Origin of the sequence: Cryptosporangium aurantiacum (assembly GCF_900143005.1) — a bacterium.
GTDB classification, from domain to species: domain Bacteria; phylum Actinomycetota; class Actinomycetes; order Mycobacteriales; family Cryptosporangiaceae; genus Cryptosporangium; species Cryptosporangium aurantiacum.
The window spans coordinates 527989-539772 of record NZ_FRCS01000004.1 but is presented as its reverse complement, the minus strand read 5'-3'; the positions used below and the strand labels follow the sequence as shown (position 1 = coordinate 539772).

Below are 11784 nucleotides of genomic sequence, written 5' to 3'. Positions count from 1 at the left end.
CATGGCCGATCGGCGGGTGGGGCGAATCCGCGACTTGGACGCCCGGCGCGTGAACCTCGACGGGTTCGCGGTGGAGAACGCCGATCTCGGCCTGGTGGCGCTGCGCTCGCCGTACGACCCGGAGCCGTCCCTGCGGCTGGTGGACGGCCGGGTCGTCGAGCTGGACGGCGTCGCCGAAGCGGACTTCGACACGATCGACGCGTTCATCGCGGCGCACGGCTTGGACCTGAGCGTCGCCGAGGAGGCCACGGCGTTCTCCGACGTCGAACTGGCGCGTCTGTTCGTGGATTTCGCCGTGCCGCGTGCCGAGGTGGTGCGGCTCGTGGCGGGGTGCACACCGGCCAAGCTCGCCCGCGTCCTGGCGCTGCTCCGACCGGCCGAGCTGACGATGGCGATGACCAAGCTGCGGGCTCGCCGGACGCCCAGCAACCAGGGCCACGTGACGAACCGCGCCGACGACCCGCTGCTGCTCGCCGCCGACGCCGCGACAGCCGCCGCCTACGGTTTCCGCGAGCTGGAGACCACGGTGCCGGTGCTCGCCGACGCGCCCTCCAACGCGGTCGCGGTGAGCGTCGGCGCCGCGGTGGGCGCCGCCGGGGTGCTCGTCCAGTGCTCGGTCGAAGAGGCGCTGGAACTCGAACTCGGCCTGCGCGGCTTCGTCTCCTACGCCGAGACCGTCTCGCTCTACGGCACCGAGGGCGTGTTCACCGACGGCGACGACACCCCCTGGTCGAAGGCGTTCCTGACCTCCGCGTACGCGTCCCGGGGCATCAAGATGCGGGTGTCGTCGGGCGCCGGCGCCGAGGTGCTGATGGGCGGCGCGGAACGCCGCTCGATGCTCTACCTGGAGTCGCGCTGCGTCTCGCTGGCCCGTGCGATCGGCGCGCAGGGTGTGCAGAACGGCGGGATCGACGGGGCGTCGGTAGCGGCGGCCGTTCCCGCGGGCGTCCGGGAGCTGATGGCCGAGAACGTGATGGTGATGGCCCGCAACCTGGAGGCCTGCACCGGCAACGACGCGCTGATGAGCGAGTCCGACGTCCGCCGCACCTCGCGGACGCTGCCGATCCTGCTGGCCGGCTCCGACTTCGTCTGCAGCGGCTTCGGCACGATCCAGCGCTACGACAACATGTTCGGCCCGAGCAACTGGAACGCCGAGGACCTCGACGACTGGCTCGCGCTGCAGCGCGACTGGGGTGTCGACGGCGGTCTGAAGACCGCCCCGCCGGAGTCGCTGGGCGCGCTGCGGCGCCGGGCCGCCGAGGCGGTGCAGGCGGTGTACCGGTGGTTCGGCCTCGCGGACCTTTCTGACGAATCGGTGGACGCCGCCGTGGACGCCGTCGGCTCCAAGGACCTGGTGGGTGACGACGCGCTGAGCGTCCTCAACGCCGCCCGCACGATCCGGGAGTCGGGCCTGTCGATGGTCGACGTGGTCACCGCGCTGGCCGAGTCCGGGTTCGAGGAGGAGGCCGAACGCGTGCTGGCCATGCTCAAGGCCCGCGTCGTCGGCGACTACCTGCAGACCGCGGCGATCTTCGACTCGTCGATGAACGTGCTCTCGCTGGTCACCGACCCGAACGACTACGCGGGGCCGGGTACCGGCTACGAGCCGTCGGAAGCCAGGCAGGCGGAGATCGACGACATCCGGCAGGCCCGCTCGGTCGAGGACCTCCGCGCCGAGCAGGCCTCCTGGGCCTCCTCCGAACTCTCGGTGGTGGGGCCCGCGCTTCCCGGGACCGACCCCAGGGAGGTGCTGGTCGGCGTCTCCCCGGCGACCGGCCGCGAGATCTGGCGGACGCTGTCCGGCCTACCGGTGGTCGACGTGCTCCGCGAGATCCTGGCCGGGATCGAAGAGGAGGGGTGCGTCGGCCGTGTCGTCCGGATCAACGACACGCTCGACCTCGGCATGGTCGGGCTCTCCGCGGCCCGCTTGGCCGGTTCCGGCGTCGCGGTCGGGCTGCAGGCCAAGGGCACCGCGCTGATCCACCGGCGCGACCTGCCGCCGCTGGCCAACCTGGAGCTGTACTCGGTGGCACCTGCCCTGGAGCGTTCCCACTACCGGCTGCTCGGGGTGAATGCGGCCCGGCACGCCCGCGGCGCCACACCCGAACCGGCCAAGAACCCCTATACCGACGAGGCGATCGAGGCCCGGTACCACACCGCGGTCGTGTCGCTGGTCGCCGTCGAGCGCGGGTGCTGCGCCCCGCTCGGCCCGGACGAACTGAAGGTAACGGATGAATCCTTTTCGACCGGCGACAACTGAGGCCGCCTCACCTCCGAGCACGCCGGAGGTTGAAAAGGGTTCATTGACCAAGGCGTTCTCCGGGCGGCCGTTGGACTCCCTGACGCTCGACGCCGTGCGGGCCGGTGAGGTGACCACTGACGACCTGCGGATCCACCCGGAGACCCTGGAGCACCAGGCCCAGGTCGCGGAACAGCACGCCAACCCGCAGCTGGCCGCGAACTTCCGCCGGGCGGCCGAGCTCACCGCGCTCGACGACGCCGACGTGATGCGGATCTACGAGGCGCTGCGGCCCCGGCGCAGCACGTTCGAGGAGCTCGAGGAGATCGCGGCCTGGCTGGACGCCCGCAACGCGCCGATCAACGCGGCGCTGGTGCGGGAGGCCGCCGAGGTCTACCGCCGCCGCGGCCTGTGCCGGTGACACCTCCGCTGGTCGCCGGCGTCGATATCGGAAACGCCACCACCGAGGTGGTGCTCGCCGACGCCACGACGGGCACGCCGGTGGCCTGGGACCGGACGATGACCAGGGGCGCGAAGGGCTCGCCGTCCTCGGTGCAGGGTGCGGCTGCGCTGGTGCGCCGGCTGGCCCGGCGGGTCTCCGGCACCGTGGCGCTGGCCGCGGTGGCGCCGCTGCGCCCGGTCAGGACGTCGGCGGCCACGGTGCCGGAGCCGCCACCCGACACCGGCCGGTTCCGGGTGCTGACGGCCGGTGTCTCGTCGCCGGGCGGCTCCGGGGTGGGCATCGGGCGGCCGGTGCCGCTCGACGAGGTCCCGGCGTCCGGTGAGCCGGTGGTCGCGCTGGTGGCGGTCGGCTACCGGGAGGCCGCCGCCCGGCTGCGTGCGCTGCTCTCGGCGGGGGCCCCGATCGTCGCGGTGCTGCTCGCCGCCGACGAGGCGCGGCTGGTCGCGAACCGGCTCGGCGCCCCGGTGCCGATCGTGGACGGTGTGGACCTCGCTGCGGTGGCCGGATCCGCGCTGGTGGCGGTCGAGGTGGCTGAGCCGGGGCGTCCGCTGCGGTCGTTGACCGACCCCCTGTTCCTGGCCACCTCGTTCGGGGCCACCTCGTTCGGGGCTGTCCCGGCGGACAGCGGCGCGCTGCGCCGGGTGGCGCGGCAACTGGCCGACGTCTCCAGCGCGGTGGTGACGGTCGGCGGCTCCGCGTCCGACGTGTCCTCGGAACCGCTCCCAAGTCGAGTGTGGACGCCAGACGGCGCGGTTTCCCTCGCGGAGGCGGCCCGTCTTCTGGCGGACGCTCGGCCGGGCGCCTTCGCACGCTACGCCCTCGACGGCGGGGATCCGATCGTGGTGGCCGACCTCGCGGTCGTGGACGTCGGCGCGCTCGCGTCGTCGCTGCTGTTCCGGGCGGGCACGAACGAGGGTGGTTACGCGCTGGCGGGCCTGCTCCCTACGGCCGGTCCGGTACCGGCCGACGTTCTGCTCGGCAGCGCGCTGGGCGTGCCGGTGGTGTGCGCCACCAGCGAGGCGACCGCGGCGCACGTCGGTGCGGTGACGACGCCCGGCGCCCCGCCGGACGCCGTCGTCGTTGATCTCGGCGGCGGCACCGTCGACGTGGTCCGCCCCGAGGGGGAACGGGTGGTGGCCGGCGGCGGTGACCTGTTGACCGCTGCGGTCGCGCTCGGGCTCGGCGTGACCCGCGGCGCCGCGGAGTGGGCCAAACGCGGCCCGGCCGTGCGGCTGGAGACACCCCAGCTCGCGACGCAGGAGGACGGCGACAAGACGTTCCTGCCGGTGCCGCAGCAGGCCGGGGCCGTCGGTTGGCTGGCCGCGCCGGGACCGGCCGGGCTGCTGCCGATCAGCGTCCGGATCGGACCGGCGGAGTGGCGGTCGTTCCGGCTCGCGCTGAAGCAGGCCGTGCTCGGTACCGCCGTCCGGCGCGGGCTGCAGGACGGCGTGACCGGGACGGTGCTCGTGGTGGGTGGTCCCGCGGGTGACGACGAGGTGCTGCGCATCGTCGACGCCGTGCTGCCGGACGGCGTCGGGCTCGGGCGCGGCAACGTCGCCGGTGCCCTCGGCCACCGCTACGCGGTCGCCTGGGGTCTCGCACTCGCCGCACTCGCGGCACTCTGAGCGCGGCTCGGCTCTACGTACCGGCGAGGCGTTCGACGACCGGGGCGAAATCGTCGATCGAGGTCGCGTTCAGCGTCACGTAGGAGACACCGAGCGCGTCCCGGCGCCGGGCCAGCCGATCGGCCATCTCGGCCGGGGACCCGAGCAGCACGGCGATCGACCCGGCCGCCGCCAGCTCGGCGGGTGTACCGCCGAGCCACGCGGAGACCCCCGGCACCTCACGCTCACCCACGATCACCAGGTTCGTCGCGAGCTCCACCTGGTCGAATCGGTCGCCGGCGGCATCGCGCACCAGCGTGACGACCCGCTCCAGCGCGGCGTCGTTCTCCGAGGGTGGCAGCGCGAACGACACCGTGTCGGCGACCTGCCCGGCCAGCGTGAGGATGCGGGTTCCGGTGCCGGCGATCAGGATTCGCGTCGCGTCGCCCTGCTCGCGGACCGCCCGGACGACGTCGGCCACCCGGTCGACTCGTTCGGCCGGCGGTGGCAGTTCGGTACCGAGGATCGCGGCGAGTTCGTCGGCGCCCGGGCGTCCGGTGCCGAGCCCGAGCTCGAAACGGCCCCCGGTCAGGCGGTCGAGCGTCGTGGCGTCCCGGGCGATCGACGTGGGTTGCCGAACCGGCGCGACCAGGACGAACGTCCCCACCCGCAACGTCGTCGTCGCCCCGGCGGCCAGCGCGGCAGCCGGCAGCGGCGATCCCAGATCCGGCGTGTCGGGAACGAGCAGCGTGTCGTAGCCGAGCGCCTCGGAACGGCGGGCGAGAGCGACCCAGGCGTCGCCACTCAGGTTCGGTGCCGCGACGAGTCCGAATCGGAATTTTCGGTCGGTCATGCCGTTCCTCCCACGATCGTCTATGGCTGTAACGACCCGGAGAATCCGCCGCGTATTCCGAAGTGGGCAGCCGTTGTCGGGTTGAGACTTGGTGCGCGTTGTGGCTGACGTGCCGGACATGGAGGATTACTCCCGGTCGTCGCGTGGAGCTGGAGCCGCTAACTGAAACGGACCCCGGATGATCGTTGATCGGGCGCGTATCGAGGAGGCTCTACCCGGCTACGTGCTGGGCGAGGAACTCGGGCGTGGCGCGTTCGGTCTGGTCATCGCGGCGCGCCACCGCAGGCTGGGCCGGGAGGTCGCGGTCAAGGTGCTCGCCGGAACGGGCGATCGGGCATCCGAGGCTGACCGGGCATCCGAGGCTGACCGGGCATCCGAGGCCGAGCAGCGCTTTCTGGCCGAGGCGCAGGTCCTCGCCGAACTCGACCACCCGCACGTCGTCCGGCTCTACGACTACGTGGAGGGCGAAGGCCTCTACCTGCTGGTGATGGAGCGGTTGAGCGGTGGCAGCCTCGGCGCTCGCGGCAATCGCCGGGTGACGCCCGAGTACGCGTGCGGCCTCGGGCTCGCGGTCGCCGACGGCCTGGACGCCGCCCACCGCCGCCGGGTGCTGCACCGCGACGTCAAGCCCGACAACCTGCTGTTCAGCGGCGACGGCACGGTCAAGGTCACCGACTTCGGCATCGCGAAGCTCCTGGACCGGACGGCGGCGGCGTCGAGCACGTTCGTCGGCTCGCCGGTCTACATGGCACCGGAGCAGGCGTCGCTCGGACGCCTCGGGCCCGGCACCGATTTGTACTCGCTCAGCGTCGTGCTCTACCGGCTGCTCACCGGCCGACCGCTGTTCTCGGTCGACCTGCCGCCCGCGGCGATGCTGCTGCAGCACCTGAGCCAGCCACCGCCGCCGATGCCGGACGTCGCCACCCGGGTCGCGGCCGTTGTCCTGCGTGGGCTGGCCAAGGATCTGGACGAGCGGCAGCCGACCGCGCGGGCGTACGCCCTGGACCTCGCCACCGCAGCGGCGGAGGCGTTCGGCTCGGACTGGCTCGCCCGCGCAGGCCTGCCGGTGCGGATCGACGACGAGCTGCGCAGCGCCGCGCAGTCGTCCGGCCCCGGCCGCGGTGGGCTGGTGCGTCCGTTCGAGACCACGGTCGGCCGCCGACTGCCGGATTGGCCCTGGGGACCGCCCCCGGCCCGCCTGGACGAGGTGCTGCGGGACGAACCGCCGCCCACCGCCGCGACCGTGCGCCTGCCGGTACTGCGCGACCGCCCCGCACTGCCACCCGCCTCGCCCGCACCACCAGCCCTGTCCGCACCACCAGCCTCGCCCGCACCGCGCGACCCACCGGCCGACGAGGCGCGGATCGGCCAGGACGAGGTGACCTGGGGCGGCGAAACCCGCAGCACCACCAGCGCGCTCGTGGTCACCGCAACACCGCAGTGGCTGCTCGGCAAGCGCCCGGACGGACGCTTCCCGGCGCTACCCCGGCGGATGCTGGCGATCGGAGCGGCGGTGCTGGGTGCGGCCCTCGCCGCGGTCGTCGTCGGGCTGGGCGCGAGCCGATTCGCCGAGCCTGCCGTCGTCCCCGGGCCGGGCGGCATCGTCACGGACGGCACGACGGTCTACGTCTCCGACCCCGTGCGTAGCGAGGTCCGGAAGTTCGACTCGGTGCGGGTGAGCCGCGACGGCGGCGTCGTCGTCGCGGGCAACGGCCGGGAGGGGTTCTCCGGCGACGGAGGCCCGGCCGTGCGGGCGTCGCTGAGCAATCCGGCCTCGCTGGCCGTCGACGGTGCAGGCAACCTGTACATCGCTGACCTGGGCAACCGTCGCGTGCGCAAGGTCTCCACCGACGGCCGGATCAGCACGGTGGCCGGCGGCGGCAGCCGGCCGGTGAACGGCCGCACACGCGGCACCCGGGTGCGGCTCTCCGAGCCGTTCTCGATCGCCGCGAGCAGCCAGGGCGTGCTCTGGATCGCCGAGCAGCAGCGCAACCAGGTCAGCCGGGTGCGGTCCGACGGGACGATCGAGGCGTTCGCGGGCACCGGCCAGCGGGGGTTCGGCGGTGACGGCTTCTACGCGAGCTGGGCGCTGCTCAACGCGCCGACGGCGCTCGCCGTCGACTCGTCCGGGGTGCGGCTGTTCGTGGCCGACCAGGGCAACCGGCGGATCCGCGTGGTTCGGGTCGGCTCCGGTTTCATCCGGACGTTCGCCGGTGACGGTACGAGCGGGCCGCTGCGCAACGACGTGCAGTCCACCGAGGTCGGGGTGGAGGCCGTCTTCGCGCTGGCGGTCGCCCGGGACGGCAGCCTCTACTTCGGGGGGAACGACGCTCGGCGGATCGACCCGGAGGGTTTTGTGCGGCCGGTGGCGGGGCTGCGGACGGTCGGGATAGCGGTCACCGACGACGGCGACGTCTTCCTGGTGACCGAGGAGCGGACCGGGTCCGGGGATCGCGTCCACCGGCTCTATCGCCGCACGGCGGAAAGTCGGCTGACCCGGCTCCCGTGGTGAGGGAGAATCCGGGCAGTGACTACACCTTTGGTTACCTCGGTGAGCAGGGACGCGGAACACCGGTTCAGCAAGCGGGCGGTCCCCGAGATCGTGTTACTGGCCGGGCTCGGTGTGGAGGGTGACGCGCACGCGGGCGTCACCGTGCAGCACCGGTCCCGGGTCGCGGCCGACCCGACGCAGCCGAACCTCCGCCAGGTCCACCTGATCCAGAGCGAGCTGTTCGACGAGCTGGCGCCGCAGGGCTTCGACGTCGAGCCCGGTGGCCTTGGCGAGAACGTGCTGACCCGCGGCGTCGACCTGCTGGCGCTGCCGACCGGCGCCGTGCTGCGCCTCGGCGCGGACGCGATCGTCGAGATCACCGGCCTGCGGAACCCGTGCGGACAGATCAACCGATACCGGTCGGGCCTGCTGAAGGCCGTCCTCACCACCGACGATCTCGGCGCGGCGGTGCGGAAAGCCGGTGTGATGGGCATCGTGCTGACCGGCGGCACCGTCCGTACCGGCGACCCGATCGAGGTGACGCTGCCGGCGCTGCCGCACCGGCCGCTGGAACGCGTCTGAGCCGCGGTCGGTGAATCCCCGCATACCGCCGACGGTCCGGACGTAGTGTGAAGAGGTGGACCAGCGACCACTTCGGGTAGCTGTCGTCGGATCGGGCCCCTCGGGCATTTACGCTGCCGAGGCGCTGACCCGACAATCCGACGTGGCGGTCGAGGTCGACGTCCTCGACCGGCTGCCGACGCCGTTCGGACTGGTCAGATACGGCGTCGCGCCGGACCACCTGAGCATCCGCGGCATCCGGGAGACGCTCTGGCGGCTGCTGCGGAACCCCTCGGTCCGGTTCCTGGGTAACGTCGAGATCGGTGCCGACGTCTCGACCGACGAGCTGCGCAGGCACGTCGACGCGGTCGTCTACACGTTCGGCGCGGCCCGCGACCGGCGACTCGGTATCCCCGGCGAGGACCTGCCGGGCAGCCTCGCCGCGACCGACTTCGTGGCCTGGTACTGCGGCCACCCGGACGTGATCCGCGGGCCGGTGGAAGAGGCGCTGCGGCCGGCCCGCTCGGCGGTCGTCGTCGGCGTGGGCAACGTGGCGCTCGACGTCGGGCGGGTGCTGGCCCGCTGCGGAGCGCTCGACCACACCGACATGCCCGAACACGTCCTGAGTGCACTCGGCGGCTGCCCGGTCCGCGACATCCACCTGCTCGGGCGCCGGGCTCCGGCCCATGCCGCGTTCACCACGAAGGAGCTGCGGGAACTCGGCAAGATCGACGGAGTCTCGGTGCACGTCGACCCCGCGGACCTGGCGGCGCACCCGGTGACGGACGCGCTGGTGGCGAGCGATCGTGCGGTGGCTCGCAACGTCGACGTCCTGCGGGGCTGGGCGGGCAGCCCGGACGGCATCGGTAACCCGACCAGCGTCCACCTGCGGTTCTTCACCAGGCCGGTGGAGATCCTCGGCACCGACCGGGTCGAGGGCGTGCTGGTCGAACGCACCGCGCTCACCCCGGACGGGCGGGTGGTCGGCACCGGTGAACAGGCGGTGATCGAGGCGCAGCTGGTGGTTCGGTCGGTCGGGTATCGCGGGGTGCCGCTTCCGGGCCTGCCGTTCGACGCGTCCGCCGGTGTGGTGCCGCACGAGCGGGGACGGGTGGTGCGCGACGGGGCGCCCGCGCCGGGGGAGTACGTGGCGGGCTGGATCAAGCGCGGGCCGACCGGCGTGATCGGCACCAACAAGTCCGACGCGCACGAGACGATCGAGACGCTGCTCGCGGACGCTGCCGCGGGTAGGTTGCTGCGAACCGAGAGCCCCGACTCCCTCACCACGCTGCTCGCCGACCGCGGTGTCCGGGTGTTCACGCTTGAGGACTGGCGAACGATCGACGCCGCCGAGATCGCGCTCGGCGAGAGCCGCGGCCGCACCCGGACGACGCTCGCGACCCGCGCTGAACTGCTCGACGCCGTCGACTCACACCAGCGCATCTGCTGAGCGAACGTCGCGGGCGGCCACCGCCTGGGCGGCCAGCGGCACGATCGGCGCCGCACACGCCACGAAGAACCCGGCCAGCACCGCCCACCCGTAGGCGCCGAGACCACCGACGAGCGCCGCGACCACCGCGGGCGCGAATTCCTGCACCGCTCCGGTGAGCGTCGCGTTGAGGCCCTGGTACTCGCCGCGGCACTCCTCACGCATCAGCGGTACCGACACGCCCCACTGCCCGGACACGAACAGCAGCTCACCGGCGACGTGCAGGAGCCCGGCACCGAGCACGATCACCGCCGCCCACCCGGCTCCCACCCAGGCCGCCGGAACGAACGCCAGGCAGCTCGCCGCGAGCACCACGCCGCTGAGCGTCGCCGCGCGTGCACCCCGCCGCACGGTGACGACCCGGGCGCTCACCGCGCTCTGCAGTGCGGCGATCAGGATCGAGCTCACGATCACGGTCGTCGCGGCGACGGCCGGGGACGCGTCCGTAGACGACACCACCCAGAGCGGGATGCCGACCGACTGCACCGCCCAGCAGGCTGTGAGCGCGGTGATCGGCAGCATCACCGCGAGGTAGCGCCGGTCGCGGATCGCGGTACCGCGCAGCCCGGCCCACCGGCTGATCCGCCGGCTGGTCGCCGTCTCCGGCACGCCGACCAGCAACGACGCGTTGACGACGAACGTCGCCGCGTTCCCGACGATCGCGGCCGCGTAGGCCCACGGCCGGTCGATCGCGAGCACCGCGGCACCGAGCCCGGCACCGACCGTGTTCCCGGCGTGCACCGCCGCCCGCGAGCGCGCCAGCATCCGCACCCGCTCGTCACCGCGGAACAGCCCGGTGATCAGCGCGTTCCCCACCCCGGACCCGACCACCTGGGCACCGTTGAACACCGCGGCGACGAGCGTCAGCGCGAGCACGCCGTCGACCGCGAGGAACGCCAGGCCCGCGGCGGCGCGGACCAGGTTGATCGTCACCGCTACCCGCCGCGCGCCCAGCCGGTCCGCGAGCGCGCCGCCGGGCAGCGACAGCACGATTCCCACGACCCCGGCCACCGCCAGCGAGAGCCCGAGCTGACCGGCGGACAGCCCGACCACCCGGGTCAGGTACAGCGCCCAGATCGTGAACCACAGCCCACCGCCGACCCCGTTGATCGCCGTGCCGGTGAGGAGACGGGCAGCAATCACGCGCTCATGTTTCATGACAACCTGAATTGTCAATGTCGGCTAGCGTCAAACCTCGGAGGCGCGATGACTGACGTTCTCAGCGCGATCGGCGACCCGATCCGCTTCGAGGTGCTGCGACAGCTCCTCGCCGACGACGGGCCGGCCCAGGCGGCGCTCGCCGAGCGGCTCGGCGTCACGCCGTCGCGGCTCGGCAACCACTTGGCCGCGCTGCGCGCAGCCGGTCTGGTGGATCCGGTGCGGGCCGGCCGGTCCACCCGCTACACACTGCGCAATCCGGACGCTGTGCGCGCGCTCGTCGGCGCAGTGGACACCCTCGCCGGCCAATCGCCCGGATCCGTTGACAGGGCAGCCGTTGATGCCGCGGCCGGCAACGCCGCAGCCGCTAAGGCCGCTGTCGGCAACGCCGCAGCCGTTGGCGCCGCTGTCGGTGACGCCGCGGCCGTTAACGCCGCGGCCGCTGCCGTCCGCATCGCGGCGCGCGCGGCTGCGGGCGCAGGTGCAGGGGCGGGCGGCAGGCTCTCGCCGTTCGCCCAGGCCCGGACCTGCTACGACCACCTCGCCGGTGAGGCCGGCGTGCGGGTGCTCGACCGGTTGATGGCGGACGGGGCGCTGATCCCCGGCCCGGAGCCGGAATCGGTCCTGCAGCCGGGGGCCACGCTCCCGGCCGCGCTCGAGCGGCTCGGGGTGGACTATCCGCAGGTGGGGCGGCGCAAGCTCGCCGTGGGATGCCTGGACGCCACCGCTGGGCGCCCCCACCTCGGCGGCGCGTTGGGCGGCGAGATCCTCCGCAGCTTCCTCCGCCGCGGACTGCTGCTGCCCGGCCCGGTTCCCCGCAGCCTGATCGAACACGCCGCGCTCGAGCCGCTCCTCGGCTAGCCGATCGCGGGCTCGATCGGACAGCTATCCACAATGCTCGATCGGCGCCCGCGCCGCCGGTGGAA

General features: G+C 73.4%; 9 protein-coding genes. 7 read left to right on the top strand and 2 right to left on the bottom strand.

The features are described from left to right. The first annotated feature begins 1 nt into the window (after position 1). From BUB75_RS16875 to BUB75_RS16865, 3 genes are read left to right on the top strand one after another with little or no spacing between them, the layout of a single operon-like run. Positions 2 to 2260 carry a propanediol/glycerol family dehydratase large subunit gene (locus BUB75_RS16875; RefSeq protein WP_073258156.1) on the top strand — a complete coding sequence of 753 codons (2259 nt, stop codon included), beginning with the start codon at positions 2 to 4 and terminating at the stop codon, positions 2258 to 2260. Between the two features lie 43 nt (positions 2261 to 2303). Next, positions 2304 to 2660 carry a diol dehydratase small subunit gene (locus BUB75_RS16870; protein ID WP_073258154.1) on the top strand — a complete coding sequence of 119 codons (357 nt, stop codon included), beginning with the start codon at positions 2304 to 2306 and terminating at the stop codon, positions 2658 to 2660. After that, a complete protein-coding gene (locus BUB75_RS16865; protein WP_143175248.1) occupies positions 2657 to 4327 on the top strand; it encodes a diol dehydratase reactivase ATPase-like domain-containing protein in 1671 nt (556 codons plus the stop codon). The genes BUB75_RS16870 and BUB75_RS16865 overlap by 4 nt, the downstream gene beginning before the upstream one ends. A 13-nt stretch (positions 4328 to 4340) precedes the next feature. Here the strand turns inward: BUB75_RS16865 and BUB75_RS16860 are convergent, their stop codons facing one another. Further along, complete coding sequence (locus tag BUB75_RS16860; protein WP_073258152.1) at positions 4341 to 5159, bottom strand: LLM class flavin-dependent oxidoreductase; 819 nt, start codon at positions 5157 to 5159, stop codon at positions 4341 to 4343. A gap of 178 nt (positions 5160 to 5337) precedes the next feature. Between BUB75_RS16860 and BUB75_RS16855 the strand changes: the two genes are divergently transcribed. The 3 genes from BUB75_RS16855 to BUB75_RS16845 are packed head-to-tail and all read left to right on the top strand — an operon-like array spanning position 5338 to position 9661. Next, on the top strand, positions 5338 to 7671 hold the full coding sequence (locus BUB75_RS16855; protein ID WP_073258150.1) for a serine/threonine-protein kinase: 2334 nt from the start codon (positions 5338 to 5340) through the stop codon (positions 7669 to 7671). A 39-nt stretch (positions 7672 to 7710) separates the two neighbouring features. Next, positions 7711 to 8232 carry an MOSC domain-containing protein gene (locus BUB75_RS16850; RefSeq protein WP_218617568.1) on the top strand — a complete coding sequence of 174 codons (522 nt, stop codon included), beginning with the start codon at positions 7711 to 7713 and terminating at the stop codon, positions 8230 to 8232. A 55-nt stretch (positions 8233 to 8287) separates the two neighbouring features. Continuing rightward, the gene (locus tag BUB75_RS16845) at positions 8288 to 9661 is read left to right on the top strand and encodes an FAD-dependent oxidoreductase (RefSeq protein ID WP_073258146.1); all 1374 of its coding nucleotides are present in this window, start codon (positions 8288 to 8290) and stop codon (positions 9659 to 9661) included. Here BUB75_RS16845 and BUB75_RS16840 read toward each other — a convergent pair. Continuing rightward, complete coding sequence (locus tag BUB75_RS16840) at positions 9641 to 10843, bottom strand: MFS transporter (RefSeq protein ID WP_073258144.1); 1203 nt, start codon at positions 10841 to 10843, stop codon at positions 9641 to 9643. The two genes, BUB75_RS16845 and BUB75_RS16840, sit on opposite strands and share 21 nt — an antisense overlap. 63 nt (positions 10844 to 10906) lie before the next feature. On the opposite strand from BUB75_RS16840, the gene BUB75_RS16835 reads away from it, so the two are divergent. Further along, positions 10907 to 11719 carry an ArsR/SmtB family transcription factor gene (locus BUB75_RS16835; RefSeq protein WP_073258142.1) on the top strand — a complete coding sequence of 271 codons (813 nt, stop codon included), beginning with the start codon at positions 10907 to 10909 and terminating at the stop codon, positions 11717 to 11719. Positions 11720 to 11784: the final 65 nt, after the last annotated feature.